The organism is Vibrio sp. Vf1514 (assembly GCF_052076135.1).
In the GTDB taxonomy this organism is placed as follows: domain Bacteria; phylum Pseudomonadota; class Gammaproteobacteria; order Enterobacterales; family Vibrionaceae; genus Vibrio; species Vibrio furnissii.
The window spans coordinates 309,251-329,379 of the sequence record NZ_CP197268.1 but is presented as its reverse complement, the minus strand read 5'-3'; the positions used below and the strand labels follow the sequence as shown (position 1 = coordinate 329,379).

21 protein-coding genes are annotated in these 20,129 nt (G+C 51.9%); 13 read left to right on the top strand and 8 right to left on the bottom strand.

All coding sequences use genetic code 11. The annotated features are described in order from the left end of the window. Positions 1–5 precede the first annotated feature (5 nt). The 3 genes from ACS18Q_RS16280 to ACS18Q_RS16270 are packed head-to-tail and all read left to right on the top strand — an operon-like array spanning position 6 to position 2,680. Positions 6–860 carry a heme/hemin ABC transporter substrate-binding protein gene (locus ACS18Q_RS16280; RefSeq protein ID WP_014258059.1) on the top strand — a complete coding sequence of 285 codons (855 nt, stop codon included), beginning with the start codon at positions 6–8 and terminating at the stop codon, positions 858–860. 42 nt (positions 861–902) lie between these two features. Continuing rightward, positions 903–1,898, top strand: coding sequence for a FecCD family ABC transporter permease (locus ACS18Q_RS16275; RefSeq protein WP_441258208.1), 996 nt, complete (start codon positions 903–905; stop codon positions 1,896–1,898). Further along, the gene (locus tag ACS18Q_RS16270) at positions 1,898–2,680 is read left to right on the top strand and encodes a heme ABC transporter ATP-binding protein (protein ID WP_232659421.1); all 783 of its coding nucleotides are present in this window, start codon (positions 1,898–1,900) and stop codon (positions 2,678–2,680) included. The genes ACS18Q_RS16275 and ACS18Q_RS16270 overlap by 1 nt, the downstream gene beginning before the upstream one ends. An 80-nt stretch (positions 2,681–2,760) precedes the next feature. On the opposite strand, the gene ACS18Q_RS16265 is transcribed toward ACS18Q_RS16270, so the two are convergent. Then, complete coding sequence (locus ACS18Q_RS16265) at positions 2,761–3,222, bottom strand: TetR family transcriptional regulator (protein ID WP_004727684.1); 462 nt, start codon at positions 3,220–3,222, stop codon at positions 2,761–2,763. 608 nt (positions 3,223–3,830) lie between these two features. On the opposite strand from ACS18Q_RS16265, the gene ACS18Q_RS16260 reads away from it, so the two are divergent. Both ACS18Q_RS16260 and ACS18Q_RS16255 read left to right on the top strand, forming a co-directional pair. After that, the gene (locus ACS18Q_RS16260; RefSeq protein ID WP_004727683.1) at positions 3,831–4,133 is read left to right on the top strand and encodes a YfcZ/YiiS family protein; all 303 of its coding nucleotides are present in this window, start codon (positions 3,831–3,833) and stop codon (positions 4,131–4,133) included. Between the two features lie 160 nt (positions 4,134–4,293). Next, positions 4,294–4,893, top strand: a complete 600-nt coding sequence (locus ACS18Q_RS16255; protein WP_041943319.1) for a hypothetical protein — start codon at positions 4,294–4,296, stop codon at positions 4,891–4,893. Positions 4,894–4,959: 66 nt separating this feature from the next. On the opposite strand, the gene ACS18Q_RS16250 is transcribed toward ACS18Q_RS16255, so the two are convergent. After that, positions 4,960–6,066: a 1-acyl-sn-glycerol-3-phosphate acyltransferase gene (locus ACS18Q_RS16250; protein WP_004727681.1), complete on the bottom strand. Its 1,107-nt coding sequence runs from the start codon at positions 6,064–6,066 to the stop codon at positions 4,960–4,962. A gap of 251 nt (positions 6,067–6,317) precedes the next feature. Between ACS18Q_RS16250 and ACS18Q_RS16245 the strand changes: the two genes are divergently transcribed. Continuing rightward, complete coding sequence (locus tag ACS18Q_RS16245) at positions 6,318–6,926, top strand: AraC family transcriptional regulator (protein ID WP_238771252.1); 609 nt, start codon at positions 6,318–6,320, stop codon at positions 6,924–6,926. A 52-nt stretch (positions 6,927–6,978) separates the two neighbouring features. Here the strand turns inward: ACS18Q_RS16245 and ACS18Q_RS16240 are convergent, their stop codons facing one another. Then, positions 6,979–8,799: an MOSC N-terminal beta barrel domain-containing protein gene (locus ACS18Q_RS16240; protein WP_441257994.1), complete on the bottom strand. Its 1,821-nt coding sequence runs from the start codon at positions 8,797–8,799 to the stop codon at positions 6,979–6,981. Positions 8,800–9,054: 255 nt separating this feature from the next. On the opposite strand from ACS18Q_RS16240, the gene pyrC reads away from it, so the two are divergent. Next, positions 9,055–10,083, top strand: coding sequence for a dihydroorotase (gene pyrC, locus ACS18Q_RS16235; RefSeq protein ID WP_055465010.1), 1,029 nt, complete (start codon positions 9,055–9,057; stop codon positions 10,081–10,083). Between the two features lie 77 nt (positions 10,084–10,160). Here pyrC and rlmC read toward each other — a convergent pair whose 3' ends face one another. Both rlmC and ACS18Q_RS16225 read right to left on the bottom strand, forming a co-directional pair. Next, a complete protein-coding gene (rlmC, locus tag ACS18Q_RS16230; protein ID WP_441257993.1) occupies positions 10,161–11,294 on the bottom strand; it encodes a 23S rRNA (uracil(747)-C(5))-methyltransferase RlmC in 1,134 nt (377 codons plus the stop codon). A gap of 92 nt (positions 11,295–11,386) precedes the next feature. Next, on the bottom strand, positions 11,387–12,295 hold the full coding sequence (locus ACS18Q_RS16225) for a DUF808 domain-containing protein (RefSeq protein WP_441257992.1): 909 nt from the start codon (positions 12,293–12,295) through the stop codon (positions 11,387–11,389). Positions 12,296–12,472: 177 nt separating this feature from the next. Between ACS18Q_RS16225 and ACS18Q_RS16220 the strand changes: the two genes are divergently transcribed. After that, complete coding sequence (locus ACS18Q_RS16220; RefSeq protein ID WP_441257991.1) at positions 12,473–13,393, top strand: M14 family metallopeptidase; 921 nt, start codon at positions 12,473–12,475, stop codon at positions 13,391–13,393. 59 nt (positions 13,394–13,452) lie between these two features. On the opposite strand, the gene ACS18Q_RS16215 is transcribed toward ACS18Q_RS16220, so the two are convergent. After that, a complete protein-coding gene (locus ACS18Q_RS16215) occupies positions 13,453–14,241 on the bottom strand; it encodes an AraC family transcriptional regulator (protein ID WP_014258049.1) in 789 nt (262 codons plus the stop codon). Positions 14,242–14,340: 99 nt separating this feature from the next. Between ACS18Q_RS16215 and ACS18Q_RS16210 the strand changes: the two genes are divergently transcribed. From ACS18Q_RS16210 to ACS18Q_RS16200, 3 genes are all read left to right on the top strand, one after another. Then, positions 14,341–15,240: a DMT family transporter gene (locus ACS18Q_RS16210; protein WP_154179236.1), complete on the top strand. Its 900-nt coding sequence runs from the start codon at positions 14,341–14,343 to the stop codon at positions 15,238–15,240. 163 nt (positions 15,241–15,403) lie between these two features. After that, on the top strand, positions 15,404–16,165 hold the full coding sequence (locus tag ACS18Q_RS16205; protein WP_441257990.1) for a DeoR/GlpR family transcriptional regulator: 762 nt from the start codon (positions 15,404–15,406) through the stop codon (positions 16,163–16,165). 144 nt (positions 16,166–16,309) lie between these two features. Further along, the gene (locus ACS18Q_RS16200; RefSeq protein WP_154179238.1) at positions 16,310–17,032 is read left to right on the top strand and encodes a LuxR family transcriptional regulator; all 723 of its coding nucleotides are present in this window, start codon (positions 16,310–16,312) and stop codon (positions 17,030–17,032) included. 1 nt (position 17,033) lies between these two features. Here ACS18Q_RS16200 and ACS18Q_RS16195 read toward each other — a convergent pair whose 3' ends face one another. Further along, positions 17,034–17,615 carry an acyl-homoserine-lactone synthase gene (locus tag ACS18Q_RS16195; RefSeq protein ID WP_004727670.1) on the bottom strand — a complete coding sequence of 194 codons (582 nt, stop codon included), beginning with the start codon at positions 17,613–17,615 and terminating at the stop codon, positions 17,034–17,036. A 337-nt stretch (positions 17,616–17,952) separates the two neighbouring features. On the opposite strand from ACS18Q_RS16195, the gene ACS18Q_RS16190 reads away from it, so the two are divergent. Together ACS18Q_RS16190 and ACS18Q_RS16185 are read left to right on the top strand one after the other, a co-directional pair. After that, complete coding sequence (locus tag ACS18Q_RS16190) at positions 17,953–18,444, top strand: acyl-CoA thioesterase (protein WP_014258046.1); 492 nt, start codon at positions 17,953–17,955, stop codon at positions 18,442–18,444. A gap of 201 nt (positions 18,445–18,645) precedes the next feature. After that, complete coding sequence (locus ACS18Q_RS16185; protein WP_004727668.1) at positions 18,646–18,897, top strand: hypothetical protein; 252 nt, start codon at positions 18,646–18,648, stop codon at positions 18,895–18,897. Between the two features lie 336 nt (positions 18,898–19,233). Here ACS18Q_RS16185 and malG read toward each other — a convergent pair whose 3' ends face one another. Then, a complete protein-coding gene (gene malG, locus ACS18Q_RS16180) occupies positions 19,234–20,124 on the bottom strand; it encodes a maltose ABC transporter permease MalG (RefSeq protein WP_004727667.1) in 891 nt (296 codons plus the stop codon). Positions 20,125–20,129 lie beyond the last annotated feature (5 nt).

Below are 20,129 nucleotides of genomic sequence, written 5' to 3'. Positions count from 1 at the left end.
TTGTTATGAAAACCTCTGTTCGCGCCGTGTGGCTGGCAGCCACGGCACTCACCGTCTTTTCTACTCCCACTTTGGCCGCAGAGCGCATCATCAGCGCTGGCAGCAGCGTGACCGAACTGATTTTAGCCCTCGGTGCACAGCAGCAATTGGTCGGCATTGATGTCACCAGCGTTGCACCGCCCGCCTTGGCGCTGCCGAAAGTCGGCTATCATCGTCAATTGTCCGCCGAAGGGCTGCTGGCGCTTGAGCCGACGCAAGTGTTGGGTTCCAACGAAATGGGCCCGGACACCACATTGAACCAACTGAAATCGGCTGGCGTTGCGGTGAAAGTCATCAACAGTGATTCAACGCCGCAGGGATTATTGCAACGTATCGACCAGATTGCCCGCCTGACGCACACCGAAGACGCAGCCGTGCCGCTGAAACAACAAGTCGACGATGCCCTGCAAACGCTGCAAGCACACCAACCAGAGGTAGCTGCGCGCAAAAAGGTACTATTTTTGCTGATCCACGAAGGACGTGCAGCCAATGTGGCCGGGCGTGACACCGTGCCAGATGCGATGATCACCCTCGCTGGCGGCGTGAACCCGGCGGCTCGTACTTTGAACGCTTACAAACCGCTGTCCATGGAAGCCATGGTTCAAATGCAACCGGATGTGATTCTGGTGAGCGGTCGCAGCTACGACAAGATGGGCGGCGCGGACGCCATTCTCAAAGCGATGCCCATGCTGGCCGCCACACCCGCGGGCCAAAGCAAACGCATCGTCACTGTCGATGGTCATGCCCTCGTGGGCGGTTTGGGGCTGAAAAGCTTGGAAGAAGCACAGCGCCTGCAAGCGTTGCTCTACCCACAAGGTTAATCAATCGTGTTAAGACAGGTTCCGCTTTATGTGACCACATCGATGTTGGGGCTGATCGTCGCGATCGCCACCCTTTATTCGATCACCGTCGGTCCAATGGACATCAGTTTCAGCGACAGTCTGCACAGCTTGCTGCTGCGCAGTGACACCATCGCCAATCATATCAATTTGGTGATCCACGAAATCCGTTTCCCTCGCACCTTGTTGTGCTTGTTGGTTGGCGCAATCCTCGCGCTGTGCGGCACCGTGATGCAAGGGCTGTTTCGCAACCCATTGGCAGAGCCGGGCATCATCGGCGTCTCGGCGGGCGCGTCACTGGGCGCGGCACTGGCGATCGTCTTCCTCAGCAGCTTGAATTTTGACGCACGCTGGATGAATGCAATCACGCTGCCCTTGTGCGCGTTTCTCGGCGGCGCGTTGACGACCATCATCGTCTATCGCTTGGGCACCAATAAATTCGGCACTTCCGTCACCATCATGCTGTTGGCTGGCGTCGCGATCAGCGCTGTGTCCGGAGCGGGCATCGGTTACCTCAACTATGTCGCCGACGATCAAATGCTGCGCGATTTGACCTTGTGGTCCATGGGCTCCTTTGCCGGAGCGAACTGGCAAAGCATCACCTTGTGCGCACTGACGTTACTGGGGCTATACCTCTACTTTGCACGCCGAGCGATGGCGCTGAACGCGCTCCTGCTTGGCGAATCCGAAGCGCGTCACCTCGGCATTCCAATTCAGCGCCTCAAACGCGCGCTGATCGTCCTCAGTGCCGTTGGTGTGGGCGTCACGGTCAGTGCCGCCGGAATGATTGGCTTTGTTGGCTTGGTTGTCCCGCACCTGGGGCGCATGTTGGTGGGGCCGGATCATCGTTATCTGCTGCCCGTTTCGGCATTGCTTGGCGCGCTGCTATTGACCATCGCCGATATGGTCGCACGGGTTGCCGCGACACCAGCCGAACTGCCGATTGGCATTGTCACCGCTCTGGTCGGCGCGCCTTTTTTCCTCTACCTTCTATTTCAGCAAAAAGGGAAGATGTTCTGATGTCGTCGATTGCCATTCAGGCGCATGGCCTGTCCGCTCGGTTTGGTGCTCGCACCGTGCTTGATGAGATTGATCTTGAGATTCGAGCAGGTGAAGTCACCGCGCTGCTCGGCCCTAATGGCGCCGGGAAAAGTACCCTATTGAAACTGCTCAGCGGCGAACTCGACAGCGCCGCACCGATCCACTTCTTTGGCCGCGCGCGCCATGAATGGTCGCCCGCAGAACTTGCCCGTCATGTAGGGCTACTGCCACAAAGCAGCAGCCTAAGTTTTCCATTTACCGCGCAAGAAGTAGTAGAGCTGGGCGCCATTCCTCTCCATGCCAGCAAGCAAGAGACACGTCAGCTCGCCCGTCATTACATGACGCAAACCGATGTGGTGCATCTTGCCGAGCGCGTCTATCCGGCGCTTTCCGGCGGTGAAAAGCAGCGGCTGCATTTGGCGCGCGTGCTGACACAATTGCATCAAAGCGGCGAACAAAAAGTGCTGATGTTGGACGAACCAACCTCGGCGCTTGATCTGGCCCACCAGCACAACACGCTGCGCATTGCGCGTGATTTGGCACGCACCCAAGCCTGCGCAGTGATTGTGGTGCTGCACGACCTCAACCTCGCGTCGCAATACGCAGACCGTCTGGTGCTGTTACACGAGGGAAAACTAGTGTGCGATGCACCGCCCTGGCAAGCGCTCAGCAGCGACCTCATCGAACGGGTGTACGGCTATCACGCAATGGTGGCACCGCATCCGCAATTGGATTTTCCGATGGTTTATCCAGCGGCTTAATCGCGACACCTTCTTCATCGCGACACCTTTCAGAAATGAAAAAGGCCAACATCAGTTGGCCTTTTGAGTTATGGGGTCGGTTACTGGCTCATGGTGACCAGCGATTTGCCGATCAACCACTCAACCTGTTTATCACTGCCATCACCCAGCTTTTCATCCGCAAGGCGGTACAAACGTTCAATGCCGTTTGATGCAAAGCTCTCTGCACGTTCCGTGGTCACAATGTGATGGAACAGCAGACGAAGGATGGCGATAAATTCCGAGTTATCTAACGCTTTCACCCAACTGGATGAGAACGAGTCTGTGCCATTATCAAAATCCAGATGATCGATAAACATTTTAAAAATACGTCCATCGAGCGCGGAGGCGAAATCTGTTTTCTTCGGAAAATGGTGACTGATCCCGGTGCGTGACACACCCGTCTGCTGGCTTAGCGTGGTATATGACATTTTGTCGTATCCAAGTCGCAACAGTTGATCAACAACGGCATCCATGATCTTTTGAATTGTGATTTCTGTATCTTCTTTACTACGCTTTGGCATGGTTAAAGCTCTTCTTATGTAATCCCATATTGTTTTTTATTCGCTGACAAATCACGCAACAAGCCTACCAGCACTCGACTACTAACTATACGAACATAACTGTACGAACATAGCTGTACGGCCATGGTTGCACGAACATGACTGTACAGTGGCAGGCTACATCGCGAGGTCGATTCATCATTTATTATTTATCAATGCCCTATACCTTGCTGCCAAGACAACACACAAGCGCCCTAAGACCACCCGCGTGACAGACCGCATGCGAACCATGACCGACACGAATGGGTTCATTGAATGGATGAAAACACCCGAACAAACGTCATCAAACGACGACAAAATATTGCTAACTGGATTGAGGATAATCTTACAATCCATAAGCTATAGCAATGAAATTGGTGGCAGTATGACAAAATAATGGCACTAAAACTCACAAAAAATTGACTCACATCACATCTCCCCGCCAGAGATTCGCCATGATGCAAGAATTGAAATGTGACCCGATACGAAATATCACACTGTAAAACAGTGCAAAAACAGCAAGCTCTGACTCTGGAATACGGTTGCATACAGGGTTAGAATGACCATAACTTTTGTAAGAGGATTATGAGATGAGTAACGAAAGCTACGTAGAAACCGAAGTGTGTGAAGCGTGTGGTGTGGCCGGTGAAATGGGTTATATCATCCGTGAGGGCGATGATGTGGCAGAAGTGACTATCTTCGCTGACAGCCGTGAACAACTGAATGCTGAGCTAGAAAAATACCTCGCTGTTGCCAAACAGGTGAACGAGAACGTGCAACACGAAGTTCTGCCCCTCGCCGATGACGCAAAAGAATTGCACGCCCGCTTTCAGTTTGAAGTGAGCGCTGAAAAACTGATTTTCGAATTGAAAACTCGCTCACTGGCGCGTTAATTCGAAGTTCAAGCATCCGATGCTGTGGAACGGGCCGACCTGGCCCGTTTTTTTGTGACCTTTTCCCACGCTGCTCGCCTTTTCGCGCAACAGGGATTGAAGCCGCGCGCAATGCTGGCGATACTAACCAACGTGATTGTGACAACTACCGGAAGCCGCTATGCCGCGACTGCTGCTTTGTTTAATGTTGTGCTTGCCCAGCATACCGCTGATGGCAACCCCGCTGGATCAATACCATATCCTCAATTATCTCGATAACTACGGGAACTTGGATCTGCGCAATAAGCCATTTACCAGCCTGCCCGATGGTCTGGAGGTGAAAGGCAACCTCAACATCGCCAAAACCGGCATTAGCCGCCTGCCCAGCGGGCTCAAAGTCAATGGCAGCCTCGATGCATCAAACAGCCAGTTGGCACGCGTCCAACGAGGCACATTCATTCGTGGTTACGCCAATTTGCTTGGGTCGAAGATCACCAATTGGCCAGCAGGCATTAACGTCGGCGGCTACCTCAACTTTACCGACACGCCCCTTGCGACGCTGCCACCGCGTTTGACCGTAAAAGGCGATCTGAGCGTGATTCGCACACCATTAAGCAAGTTGCCCGAAGGCTTGGTCGTACAAGGCAGTTTGTTTATCGGCGGCTCGCAAATCACCACCTTCCCCGAAACCATGACCGTCCACGGCAATATCTATCTGGGCGGCAATCAGATCACCCAATGGCCAACAAAGTTAACCCTTGGCGGCGCTGTCGCCCGTTAACATCCCAGTTCCCAAAGACAAAAAAGAGAAGCTAAGGCTTCTCTTTTTTTAGGCTGACGCTGCGCGTTATTTACGATTGCGCACCGGGTTGGCGTAGCTATCAAGCAAGTACGCGTGCGCCCCTTCTGGCAATTGCGCCAATTTCTCATTCAGTTTCGCGCGCACAGCAGGCGTGATCTCATCACTCTCTTCACCGGCAGCCAACAGGTTGATGGGGTACAGCAGATAGTTTTCATGGATCTGACGATCAATCTCTTCGGCCAACGCTTCCGGCGTGTCAAAGGTTTGATCAATCACATGGCCAAAGGCAACGTGTACGCGGCCTTTGTCACCGACGATGCCTTGAATGATACTTTCGATATCTTCAAATTCACCTTTTTCGTATTTGCCGTGCGTGGCTTTCTCGTACAGTTCGCGCGCTTTGGCGATGTCACACGGGTCGTTTTCGTAGGCGATCGACACTGGCACAATTTTCAGCGACTTAATGTAGTCCGCAAACTCAATCTTCTGTTTACGACCTTCCACATGGAACATCTTCAAAATGGCTGGATCAGTAAAATCGTTGCCATCTTTCGCGCGGCCTTCCTTCTGTGCAATCCAGATGGAGTTGCCCGTTTCGAGCGAGTGTTTGATGTAACCCGACAGCGTGCCCAGTGCTTTCATCATTTCACGCGGGCCTTTGGCCGAACGTTTAACGATAAAGCTTTTGTTGAGCTTCATCAGCTCAGTGGCACACGGTTTTTTCAGTAAGTTATCGCCGATGGCGATGCGCACCGTCCGGTGACCGCTGATGTGCAGACCGTAGTTCACCAACGCAGGATCCATCGCAATATCGCGGTGGTTCGATACAAACAGGTAAGCGGTGTTTTTGTCGAGCTGATTCAGACCGCTGTACGTCACGCCACGCGTGGTGTGTTCCAGCGTCTGGTCGAGGTATTTTTTCACTTCCAGTTGAATTGCTTCCACCGAAGTCAGCTTGGCCCATTTAAATTTGAGGTAGGCTTTAACAAACGGCCCCATCAGAGATTTTAGCCAAGACGGCTGGCGCTCAAACCGGTGCTGCAAAATGGCAGCAATAAACTCTTCGTCATTGATCAAACGATCAAGGGCCGCAGGAATCTCATCGTCGTTGTATGGACGAATGTCTACAAAAGGATCAGTTGTTGAAGTCATATACTTATACGTCAAATAAAAAGCTGGCCTATTCTACGCATACTCATCGAGCGTCGCAGCTATCGTTACCACATAATTCATAAGGTCAGACCAGCTTTAATGAAAAAGGTTTCCATACGCGTCACATCGACGCGTGTTTCAATGCAACCCATTGAGTAATGCATTGAACGTGCCTGTTTGCAGCGCGAGAGAATTGGCTTTTGTGAGTGAAAGCGGTACCCTTAGCGTCCCAAATTATCTCGAGGCCATCCATGAATTACGCTATCCAGTCAGAAACGTGCTTATTTCCCTATTTAGAAGCCACGTCTCGCAAACGGGCCACCAAGCACAGCTTGATTCATGTGGAGCAAGGACTGGTGCTGATCAAATTGGGGAAACAGGAATACGCCGTGGAACCGAATCAAGCGGTGTGGATTCCCCTCGATTGTTTATGCGCGTTGACCTTCTTCCCGAACACCCAAATCAGCCGCGTCGATTTTTCTGTCCGTTTGCGTGATGTTTTTCCGCATCAAGCGGGCTTCGTACACCATAGTGCACTGAGTTTGGCCGTGCTGGAACGTTTACGTCGCACTCAACGCGAAGACGCAGTGTATCCGCATTTGCTGCAAGTCTTAAAAGCCGAAGTGCAAAACTTTGAACCGACGCTGCGCACCACGCCGTTTATGCAGGCGCTGGCAAATTGGTCGGTCACCGAACACGTCGGCATCAGCAAAGAGCAGCATTGGGTGCTGTTGGTGCGCGAGGCGATGAAACGCCGTTTGTCCGGCGGAAAAGAAGAGGCCATTGTCGCGGAGCTGTTTGCCGGCAATCACGCGCAATATCAGCAAATGTGCCAACTGGTATTAGGCGACGCCCAATAAGACGATTTGATAAAAAAACACCTCCCATTGGGAGGTGTTTTTTTTATGACGATTAGTCCACCACTTCGATATCCGTTTCCGGAATACAACAGCAAGCCAGCACAACCCCCATGTTGCGCTCATGCGCTTGGAGCGCAGGCACATCCGGTTGATGCACTTGGCCAGATTCGAGGGTCACTTTACATGACCCACAGAAGCCTGCACGGCAACTGCTGGCAATCGCAATCCCCGCCGCTTCCGCTTGATCGAGCAAAGTCGCTTGGTTGTTGCCTTCAAACACGTTGCCGTTCACGCTCAATTGCAGGGTTTTAAATGCCTTGGTCACGTTCTGCGCCACACCAAACGCTTCCTGATGATAGGCCGCTTCTGGCAATCCTTGTTTCAACAACAGATTTTTAGCTTTTTGCATAAACCCATCCGGGCCACAGACAAACACTTGGCGAGCGGCCACATTGGGCACTTGCTTCAAGTGCGACAGTGAAAAGCGCCCTTTAAGACCAAACCAATCCACCGGGGGCTGCGTCAATGAGATAAAGACTTTCAATCCGTCAAACTCGCGATTGAGCTGTTCCAGTTCTTCACGAACGGGAATGTCTTCCACCGCGCGGCATTGATGGTAGAACACCACATCGTTGATTTGCTGGTGGTCGGCCAAATAACGCAACATCGAGAGCATCGGTGTCACGCCACTGCCCGCAGACAGGAGCAACAAGGGTTGCTGGTGCAGCGCTTGTTCAAGATGGAAGCTGCCATCCGGCAGTTGGGTGGACAGCGTATCGCCCACTTGCAGGTTTTCCGCCAACCAATTGGACACTCGCCCGCCATCAATGCGTTTCACCGAAATCGCCAAGCGTCCGGGGCGTGAGGGGCTGGATGAGAGCGTGTAGCGGCGCGCGACATTTTCGCCATCCACCACCACTTCGATCGGCAGGTGCTGACCCGGTTGGTAACTCGGTGCTTGGCCGTGTTGCGGTTCAAGCCAGAAGGTCACAAAGTCTCGCGCAATCTCTTCTCGCTCAACACACGTCATCAGGTAATGGCTTTGGCCATGGTCGGGGTAATACTCTTTCTCTTTATATTCGAGCACTTCCACCACATCACCCGTGCGGATCATGCCTTCATTTTTAGCCACTAAGTTCTGGCCGAAAAATACGCCCCCGCGTTCATTGGCACGAAACTGAGATAGGGTTCGCAGCGGCTCTTTGGTTGGACGAAACTCACCTTTCTGTACGTCGACGGTGGTCAAAATGCAACGCTCGCAAGGTTTCACGGCTTCGAACTCCACCTCACCAATGCGAATGCGTTTCCAGCCATCTTCGCCAAACGGTTCAGTGCCCGACACCACCAAATTGGTACGGAACTGATCCATGCTGTGCTGTTCTGGGCTGCGACGATTGAGTTCTTGCAACGAGCCTTCACTGATCACCAGCAGTGGGTAGCCATCGGCAAAGCTGACATTGCCGCCCACTTTCTCACGCACACGGTTGGATTGCTCGCCGCTGAACAGCAGCTCAACGCGCTGCCCCAACACAGCGCTAAACCAATCATCGGCGTCATCGGTGGTGGTGTATGCGGTGAAGTTGTCTTTCCACACTTGCGCGGGCGCTTCTTGCATTTTGAAATCTTGGTAGCGCAGTTTCAAAGGCGGCTGCCCCTGCGCAGAAAAAATCAAGCCATCCGGCGTTAAGGTGGAGCGCACCTTGACCATGCTCGGGTATTTACGCGCGGTCACCATACTGCCGTCGGCCAATGCCACCATGAAGCGTCGGTCAAACATCAGGCCCTGTTTTTCAACCCAAGCATTCGAAAGCGCAATGCCTCCGACGGATTTGACCGGATAGACGTTAATTTGAGAAAGATGAGCTGACGACATTGCAATTCCTTACGCATGATGATGATTCGACGATGATAAAACAAAAATCGTCAGGCGACTAATCGCGATACCAATCGTCCCGCACCTCACACAAAACTAATGAAAATGGCGATTTGGTGCGATTTTCAAAGAAAAGGGTGAAATGACGACCCTTTTCCTCTATCATCCTGTCGCCTAAACGGAAGCGTTTGCGCAGAAGACATCGCTGGCCGTTTTGGCTCCAATCACTTAACAAATCCATGGTGGGAGCAATTCATGACAACTCTAACGATCACACGTCCTGACGACTGGCACGTTCACCTTCGCGATGGCGAAGTGCTGACTGACACCGTGCGCGATATCAGCCGTTACAACGGACGCGCGCTAATCATGCCCAATACTGTCCCACCGGTGACCACGACGGAAATGGCCCTCGCCTACCGCGAACGCATCATGGCGGCCAAACCACAAAGCCAGTTTCAACCTCAAATGGCGCTATACCTCACCGACAACACGTCCCCTGAAGAGATTCGCAAAGCCAAAGCCTCTGGCGCTGTGGTTGCTGCGAAATTGTACCCGGCGGGTGCCACAACCAACTCAGATTCAGGTGTGACGTCTGCAAAAAATATCTACCCAGTGCTGCAAGCCATGCAAGAAGAAGGCATGTTGCTGCTGGTTCACGGCGAAGTGACCACGCACGACATCGACATTTTCGACCGTGAAAAGACGTTCCTGGAGACCGTGTTGGCACCCATCGTCAACGATTTCCCCAATCTGAAAATCGTGTTGGAACACATCACCACTGCAGAAGCGGTCGAATTTGTGAAAAACGCGGGCGACAACGTGGCCGCGACTATTACCGCGCACCACTTATTGTTTAACCGTAACCACATGTTGGTTGGCGGCATTCGCCCACACTTCTACTGCTTACCTATTTTAAAACGTGCCACGCATCAGCATGCGCTGGTTGCTGCTGCAACGTCAGGGAGCAAGAAATTCTTCCTCGGCACCGACTCGGCGCCACACGCCAAAGGTAAGAAAGAAGCTGCATGTGGCTGCGCGGGCTCTTACACAGCGCACGCCGCGCTAGAACTGTACGCAGAAGTGTTTGAACTGGAAGGTAAACTGGATCAACTGGAAGCTTTTGCGAGCCACAACGGCCCAGATTTCTACGGCCTGCCGCGCAACAGCGACACCGTGACGCTGACCAAACAAGCGTGGGACGTCCCGGCATCCATGCCATTTGGCGGCGAAACCGTTGTGCCAATCCGCGCTGGTGAAGCCGTGCAGTGGACGGTGAAATAACCCGCTAAGCCACGACGTTAACGGCTGCATGGCAAACACAAAAAAGGAGAGGCTCACCTCTCCTTTTTTAATCCGTTTCAGGCAGTGCGTTCAAGCAACAGCAACACTTCAGCATGATCGGTGTGCGGGAACATATCAAACCATTGCAGCTTCACCGCGCGATACTCCGTCAGTTGTTCCACATCGTTTTTCATCGTCAATGGATTGCAGCTGGAGTAGATGATGTGTTTCGGGGCCAACATCGCCAATTGCTGGGTCAGCGCATCCCCTAAACCGCGGCGAGGCGGATTCACTAACACCAAATCCGGCGCCACGTCCTGCCCCAATGAAAACTGCGCCGAATCGAGCGCCGCGAAGCTGAGATTATCAATCCCCATCGCGCTGGCCGAGCGCTTGGCACTGGCGATCGCTTCCGGCTCAATCTCAATCCCGGTGACTGCCGTGCTGGGTGATGCACAATGCAGTGCAAAGCCACCCACCCCACAAAACAGATCCCACATGTGCGCCGGCGCTAACTCGCGCACCCATTGACGCGCGGTGGCGTACAACGATGACGCGACCTGCGGGTTGGTTTGGAAAAAGCTTTTCGGACGAATCACCATCGGCACATCGTTGAACTGCTCCATCAACACTTGCGTGTCAGTGAGAAAAATCTCTTCCTCACCTTCAAGCCTTGCCATGTGCACGGGCTGAATATTGACCGATACGACTTCAATCGCCGGGAACGCCGCCAACAATGCAGGCAAATTGCGTTCAATTCGCGGCAGCACCGCTGAGCTGCGGCTGACAAAGCGCAGCATGAACTGGCCGTTGTGTTCGCTACGAGTCAGCAGGATGAACTTGAGTTCGCCCTTTTTCTTGGCTTTGTTGTAGGGCGGAATTCCCGCAATGCGAATCCATTGCTGCAGATATTCGAGCAACGCTTGCGTGGGTGCCGGATAGAGTGGGCACTGCGTGAGTGACAAAACAGCGCCGTCAAGTTGACTTTCAATGCCCAGAATCGGCGCATGTGCGGCGCCAAGCACCACCATTTTGGCTTTATTGCGAAATGCGGTTTCTTGACTGCGCATGGGCGCCAGCCATTGTTGTGGCGCCAAGTTCGTCAGCAGTGCTTTGAGTTGGTTATCTTTGATCTCAACCTGAGAAGCGTAAGGCGTGGCGCAATGCGTGCAAGACGTGCAGCGTTGCTGTTCAAAGAATTCACAATGCATAAAGGGTGACTGCCGGAAAAAGAAAAGCGCTAGTCTATTCCTTCACTGACAAATCACCATTGAAATGTTTTATCTTCACGACAACGATTTATTTAATGGTCGCGTACTTTGTGCACAACTTCCATCACGGCCACAATCACCAAGCCTGCAACCAGACCAATCAAGCCATTGAGCACCACCGGAACCAGTGAATTCACCAATGACAGATTCGGCAAATCCATCAACACGGGTTCAATCCAGTGATGGATCATCGGCACGTTGTGCACCACAATGCCACCGCCGACCAAGAACATCGCCGCCGTGCCGACCACGGTGAGCGCTTTCATCAACTTCGGCGCAAAACTGACTAACACACCGCCCACGCTTGCTAGCCACCCTTGGCCTTTGGACTTGCGTTCAAGATAAAAGCCTAAGTCATCCAACTTGACGATCCCAGCCACCAGCCCGTACACCCCAGCGGTCATGATCATGGCAATCAAGCTCACCACCACAATTTGCGTCATCATCTCTTTGCCTTGAACGGTGCTCAGCGCAATCACAATGATTTCGGCCGACAGAATAAAGTCGGTGCGGATTGCCCCTTTCACTTTCTTCTGCTCGTACTCTTCCAAACTGAGCTGCCCCAATGCTTCTAGGGCTTCTTCCGGTGATGTCTCCGGCTGCGTGTGAAACAGCTTTTCCAGCACTTTCTCTGCGCCTTCAAAACAGAGGAACAACCCACCCAGCAGCAGTAGCGGCATGATGAGCCAAGGCGCAATTGAACTGATGATTAGCGCTGCCGGCACCAAAATGAATTTGTTGCGAAACGATCCTTTGGCCACTGACCACACCACCGGGATCTCTCGCTCTGCCGTCACACCCGACACTTGCTGGGCATTCAACGCCAAATCATCACCCAGTACCGCTGCGGTTTTTTTGGCCGCTACTTTCGACATCACGGCAACATCATCCAGCACCGTCGCAATATCGTCCAACAAAGTCAGTAAGCTCGCTCCAGCCATGAACAGTCTCTTTTTGTTATCAGGAATCGATGAAACGAAATGTAACACTAACCCGGTGAATCGGTTAGTCATAACCACAAGAAAAGTCGCAAAACACGCCGACACCCTGAGCCACAGTTGCACACCGGGCGTTGGCGGATTACTCTGCATAGCTTGTTCCACTTACAGGGAAAGTCCATGAACTCTGCATACACCTACCCCATTGGCACGCCAGGCCAACCTTGGGGTGAATCTGAACGCCAAGCTTGGCGCGCACAAACCACCGTCAAACGAGAATACCAACGTGAAGTGGTGCCCAAAATTGAAGCATTGCGCTCAGCTTTTGAGGTCGAACAATATGGCGCACTGTCGTACGATCCGGCACGTTTCCCGCTGTTTTGCATCAAAACCCGCGATTGGCAAGCCGATAAGCCGACCATTTTGATCACCGGTGGCGTGCACGGGTACGAAACCAGTGGCGTTCACGGCGCACTGAAATTTCTCGCGACGGAAGCCAAACGCTACGAATCTCATGTCAATATTGTGGCCGCACCTTGTATCAGCCCATGGGGTTACGAGACGATCAATCGCTGGAACCCCAATGCGATTGATCCCAACCGATCGTTTTATGCCGAAACCCCGGCTGAAGAATCCGCGAATCTGATGGCCCTCGTGGCGACGCTACCAAACGTCTTGATGCACATTGATTTGCACGAAACCACCGATACTGACGAAAGTGAGTTTCGCCCAGCATTGGCGGCGCGCGATGGTATAGCCTATGACGCCGGCATCATTCCGGATGGCTTTTACACCGTTGGCGACAGCGACAACCCACAACCTGAATTTCAGGCGGCAATCATTCAATCGGTGCGCCAAGTGACCCATATCGCGCCAGCTGATAACAACGGTGAAATCATTGGCTCGGCAGTGGTGCAAGACGGCGTGATTCTTTATCCGATGAAGGCTCTGGGTCTGTGCGGCGGCGTAACCAATTGTGTGTATGGCTCCACCACCGAAGTGTACCCAGACAGCCCGAGCGTTACCGATGAAGAGTGTAACGATGCGCAAGTGGCTGCGATTGTTGGCGCGCTGGACTATGTGTTAACTCAGATTAAGTGAGTTGAGTGTGCTGGCTGAGGTTTAACGCCAACACCGCCGTGTATCGCGCCTTATGGCGATCACAACAAACGGTTTTTATACTGCTCCGGGGTCTGCCCGGAGTATTTTTTGAACATCGCAATAAACGGACTGGCTTGGTTGTACCCCAACGTCAGCGCCACTTCTTTCACCGAATGCCCGTTGCGCAGTAAATCCATCGAATACAGATAGCGCACACGCAGTCGCCACTCGGTAAAACTCATGCCCAACTCCGCCTGACAGTGCCTCGCCAAGGTGCGCTCCGTGGTGTGCACGCGCTCCGCCCACTGTTGCAAGCTGGTGTCATCGGTCGGGTTCTCTTCCACCGCCGACAAAATCGGCGCTAAATACTTATTGCTGCTTGATGGCAGAAAATGGTGCTGAGTTTCACGGGTTGCCAACTGATCGAGCAGCACTTGCACCAAACGCAGATCCTGCGGCGCCTCCGCCACGCTGATTTCCCGTTGACGAAAATCATCAATAATCGCTGAAACAATTGGCGTGACTTTGATCAGGCTGGTTTTGCTGGGAAAAGCGGTGGTCATCGCCGCAGCAATGTTGAGGGAACAATACTCGATTGGTTTGCGATTGTAACTGCGATGGCGAATACCGGCTGGCACCCAAATCGCCAAATGTGGCGGCGCCAGAAAGCGCGTGTCTTCCGCTTCCATCTCCAAAATCCCCCCCGAGATGAGCTGAACCTGCCCCCAGGGGTGGCTGTGTTCGCGCGTTTCGGTATTAGACAAAAACGCCTCGAAATTCATAAATACGTCAGATGGTGCACGCTCGATTGATAATGATGGATGAAGGTTTCTGGCGCGTTTTTTCAAACTTGTCTTCCTATCGCTCGCAATGTCGTTTTAGAGATATATGTAATTATATAGACCTGTCAAACTAGTTTCCATGACGCAAATTGAGACGAGGCGCACATGATTTATCTTCTTCCACTGTTTACTGTGCTGATTTGGGGTGGTAACTCCATCGTCAATAAACTTGCAGCCAGCACCATCGAACCCAGTGCGATGAGCTTCTATCGCTGGTTTTTAGCCATGTTGATTTTAACGCCGTTTTGTTTGCCAGCGGTGATTCGTCAGCGTCACATCATCAAACCCTATTTAGCGAAATTGGCCTTCTTGGCATTGCTCGGCATGGTGCTGAACCAATCGCTCGGCTATTACGCTGGGTTGACCACCACCGCGTCTAACATGTCGCTCATCACCTCGCTGGTGCCATTGATGAGCGTGTTCATCAGCGTGCCGCTGCTGAACAAACGCATTTCCGGTTTGAGTATTGTTGGCGGCGTGATTTCGTTGTCAGGGCTGGCATTTATGCTGGGTCAGGGCGATGTGCTGTTCTTTCTCAACCAAGACGTGACGCAAGGCGACGGCTTGATGGTCTTGGCGGCGCTGGTGTACGCGATTTACTGCGTGCTATTAAAACGCTGGAAAATGCCATTGAGCAACTGGACGTTAATCTACCTGCAAGGCGTGTGTGCGGTCATTATGCTGGTGCCCTTATGGCTAACCAGCGACCACTTGCTTCCAACCGAAGGGTCACTGCCGCTGATCGCTTACGCTGGAGTGGCGGCCTCTTTGCTAGCACCTTGGATGTGGATCAAAGCCATCGATGCGATTGGCGCAGATTCCACCGCTATGTTTATGAACTTGCTGCCCGTGGTTGCGGTCAGCTTAGCGGCCACGCTGCTGGGCGAACAGATTCACGTTTATCATGTCTTGGGCGGCGTGATGGTGGTCAGTGGGGTGATTCTGTCGCAACTGAAAGTACGTCGCAGAGTAATCAAACCCGTTGAAAACGCAGCGCAGGCGTAAGCATGAATGCTCATATGAGCATCAAATGCCACGGCAGGTCATGTTCGTTTTATGTGAAACGAAGCTTAAAACGAACAGCAACGTTGTAAAACTCTCGCTAATCAATTGAATTTAGTGTGCTAAACCGTACACTTGTAGCAATTCAATGTATAAGGACATGCCTGTGAAAGCGGTAAAACGCCATCAAGAAATCATCGAATTGGTTCAAAGCCAAGGGTTTGTCAGCACCGACGAACTGGTTGAACGATTCAATGTAAGCCCACAAACCATTCGTCGTGATCTGAATGAGCTGGCGGATGACAACAAATTGCGTCGCAACCACGGCGGCGCCACCATTGCAACCAGTTCTGAAAACTCGTCCTATCACACACGTCAGGTGACGTCGCAAGGCGAAAAAGAGAAAGTGGCCTCCGCGCTGGTCAAACACATTCCCGACGGTACCACGCTGTTTATCGACATCGGCACCACCCCCGAAGCGGTGGCTCGCGCTTTGATGGACGAACACCATAACTTGCGCATCGTGACCAACAACATCAACGTCGCAACCATTTTGATGGCGAAACCGGATTTCAGTATCATTTTGGCCGGCGGTGAAGTGCGCAACAAAGATGGCGGCGTCACGGGGGAAGCCACGCTCGATTTCATCTCTCAATTCCGGCTTGATTTTGGCATTCTCGGCATCAGTGGTATCGACTACGACGGTTCGCTGCTCGATTTCGACTACCATGAAGTGCGAGTGAAACGTGCCATTATCGAAAACAGCCGCTGTGTCTTTCTCGCCGTCGATCACAGTAAGTTTGGCCGCAACGCCATGGTGAAGCTCGGCACGCTGGCCGATGTGGATTTGATCATCACCGATCAAGAACCACCAAAAGAAATCGCGAATTTTGCGAAAGGGCACGAAGTCACCATTCAAGTGGCTTAATTAGAAAGCGCGAGTCCGCGCTTTCTTTCGTTTTCGCCCACCCGCGCACAAAATCCGGACATCAGACTAATGTCATCTTGCCTTTCGCGCTTATCTGATATTAATATCACTATCTCATTATTGCTCTTAGATTATTATCCTTAAATGCAGAAGATTCTCCGCCTTGTTCAAGAAAACCAAGTGATCACCAGTTACGAAAATTTGGAGAGCACGCTGGCGGCGCTAAATAATATTATCGACCACGAATACTTCTTGTTTGGGCTGTCATTGCAACCGACACTGACCACCAGTGAAACCTTAATCACGGATAACTACCCAGCCAGTTGGCGTCAACAATACGATGAAGCAGGCTTCATGCACGTTGACCCGATCGTGCAATACAGCATGACCAACTTTTTACCGATTAAATGGTCGCAGATTCCCGTGGCATCCAATCAAGCGCACGAAATGTTTGAAGAAGCGCGAATTAACGGCTTAAAAGAAGGGTTTTCGATTCCGATTCACGGCCTGCGCGGTGAGTTTGGGATGTTGAGTTTCGCCACCTCGGATACGCGCCATTACGAGCTCAACAGTGAAGCGATTCAAACCTCGCAACTGATCATTCCACTGCTGTCGCACAACATTCATAACATCGCACGCTGCCACAAAGATGCGGCGCCGCGTATTGAATTGACCGCCCGTGAAAACCAATGCCTCACTTGGGCAGCAGAAGGGAAAAGTGCGTGGGAGATTGCCAAGATCATCGACACCTCTGAGCGCACGGTGAAATTTCATATCGCCAATGCCTGTAAAAAGCTTGGCGCGACGAATCGCTACCAAGCTATCACTAAAGCCATCTTAGGTGGCTATATCAATCCTTACATTTGAATCAAGCGCCCACACTCTCGCGATAGTGGTCGTTCATGGGGATCAACAGCGCCACGGAGCGCGTATCGCCCAGCATGTGTACCTGCTTGTCCCCCACCCGCTCACACGGAATGCCCAGTCGCTTAATCAACTTTTCTACACCAGTCGAGGTGACGGTCACATACCGTTCAATGCCTTGACGCTGCGCGTGATGATAGAGCGATTGGAACATCTTCATCGTCACGTTACTCACCCCGCCGGATTGCGCCGAAAACTCTTTGTCGACCGCAAAACGACTCAGTTCATAAATACGCTTGCCTTTCGGGGCCTGTACGTCACCCAGAAGCTCCGGAAAGGTATCTTTGAGCATGTAGTTGTCTGTGGTTGGCAAAATGCGCCAGCAGCCAATCAGGTGCCCTTCATCCCCTTTTGCATAGAGGTAATGGGCACTTGGAATGTCGTACTCGTCGCTTTCTAACCCTTCATGGGTTTCCAGCTCCCAATGCAAACGTTCAGAGAACACCTTAAAGCGCAGTTTAAGCAGCGCCAGGTAGTCGTGTGCTGGAACGGTAGTGAATTGATAACTGTGGATTGAGATACTCATCGGACTTCTCCTATTGGTTAATGGAGAAATCACGCTAAACAATCTCTTAAATGAGGAAACCTGTCCGATCGAACAGTTACGTCTTAGCCTTGTTTACATTATTATCAGGCCCTCTGATTTACTAGCAATCAGTTGGCTAAAAATTAAGGTACACCCGAATATAATTAATCGTACCATTCCGACATGAGACCCCTTTTGTTGCACGCAAAAGGGGTTTTTTCTTGCCTTTTTCACCGGCAAAGCGAAACAAAATGAACAAAACATTGCGAATAAGTTATAGATTCGTTATTAGTACAGAACAATCCCTTGTCCGTGTTGAATAATGAAGGATCAGCCTATGAGCAGTGGCAAACGAGATATTACTCTGCGTTTTTTAGCAGAGCCCGGTGATGTGAATTTTGGTGGTAAAGTGCACGGCGGCGCCGTGATGAAATGGATCGACTTGGCGGCCTACGCCTGTTCGGCGGCTTGGAGTGGCAAATACTGCATCACCGCTTACGCCGGGGGCATTCGTTTTGTGGCGCCGATTCATGTCGGCAACTTGGTCGAAGTGAGTGCCAAAGTGATTTACACCGGCAAAACCTCCATGCACATCGCGATTGATGTTCAGGCCAGCGATCCAAAAGAGTTGAAAAACCGTCTGACCACGCATTGCATCGTGATCATGGTCGCTGTGGATGAAAGTGGTAAACCCACCGCAGTACCGGAATGGATCCCCACCACGCAAGAAGACATCGAACTGCACAACTCCGCCGTCCGATTGATGAATATGCGCACCGAGATCGGCGAAGAGATGGAAGCGCACGTGAAATACCTTAAAGCCAAATAGCCCTTTCGCACCGCTTTACGTCACAGCGGCGCTTCAGCCGCTGTGTTCCTGTCAACCTCAGTCTTCCCATCAACTGCAGCCCTCGAATCAACCGCTGTTGCAGCCAATCACCGGCCACTGTCATCGAACGTTCATTTTTCTCTGCTTTAATGCGCGATGATCAGGCAAACGTGTGCCTGACACGACCGAGAAAACAGACCCATGGCATTAACGCTCAGCGATATCACTCTCAGTGAAACAACCTTATCCAATCCAAAAGCCGTCGAGTACCAATGGGTTCGCACCCTGTATGTTGAAGGGTATCAACCCACCGAAATCAACCACTACATTAACGCTTGCTTTGGCGGGGATGACACCTTTGCCGATCTGTTTCGTAAAGTCGCGCTACAGCAAGAGAGCCTGTACGTACTGCTGCAATACATCGGATGCGCGCCGTCCAGTCGTGAGTTCTGATTTTTCTGCAGGATTTGCGCCGCTTACACCAACAATTCAGATCTGACTCGCACTCCTTTTCCGCTCACCTTTTGTCCATTCACACCGTCTATATACTGAATCGGTTTCCGTATGGAAGGTCATCTCAAGAGGCCAACCCCAAACGGCAGACATAAAAAAACCTGAGCTCAGCTCAGGTTTTGGTTACAAAAACTGTTAGTCATGATACGTAAGGAATAGAGCTAACAGCCAGCTATGCGTAACGCCAGAATTGTCTCCTTCTTAACTGATCGGCGGCCAAACCAAAAGTGTTAAGGGTGGACAAAATGGGCGACCTTGCGGTCGCCATTATCGTTGTTATCCTTTGACACCACCAGCTGTCAGGCCTCCGACTAACCAGCGTTGTGCAAGCAGGAATACGATAGTGATTGGTAGTGCAGACAAGACTGCCGCTGCCGCGAAGTCGCCCCACAAGTAGTTCTGAGGGTACAAATACTGCTGCATACCAACCGCGAGTGTGTACGAGTTTACATCAGAAAGTAGTAACGATGCTACCGGAACTTCACCCACCACCATGATAAACGACAGGATGAACACCACGGCGAGAATCGGCACAGACAACGGTAACAAGACCAGTCTGAACGCTTGCCAAGGGGTTGCACCATCCAGTGCCGCCGCTTCTTCCAGCGAATTATCAATCGTTTCAAAGTACCCTTTAATCGTCCATACGTGCAGCGCAATACCGCCTAAGTAAGAGAAGATCAGGCCGCCATGCGTGTTCAACCCGAGGAACGGAATGTACTGTCCTAGCTTGTCAAACAGTGCGTAGATAGCCACCAGCGCCAGTACCGCTGGGAACATTTGGAAAATCATCATCGCTTTCAGGATGGTTTCTTTGCCTTTAAAGCGCATACGAGCAAACGCGTAAGCCGATGTGGTCGACAGCGACACAATCAGCACGGATGAGATTGCCGCGATTTTCACCGAGTTCCACAACCAAGTCAGTACCGGGAAAGGTGGCGGTGTTACGCTACCATCCGCGTTGGTGACCGAAAAGCCCAGCGCCAGTTTCCAGTGTTCCAGAGACGGGTTGTCTGGAATGAGGCTACCCGTTGCGAAGTTACCTTCACGAAATGAGATAGCGACAATCATCAACAGTGGAAAGATGATGAGTGACAAAAATGCCCACAATGCGATGTGTGTGGCCCACACACGGTACTTGAGCGATTTACCTTGAACCATTGCCATCGTCG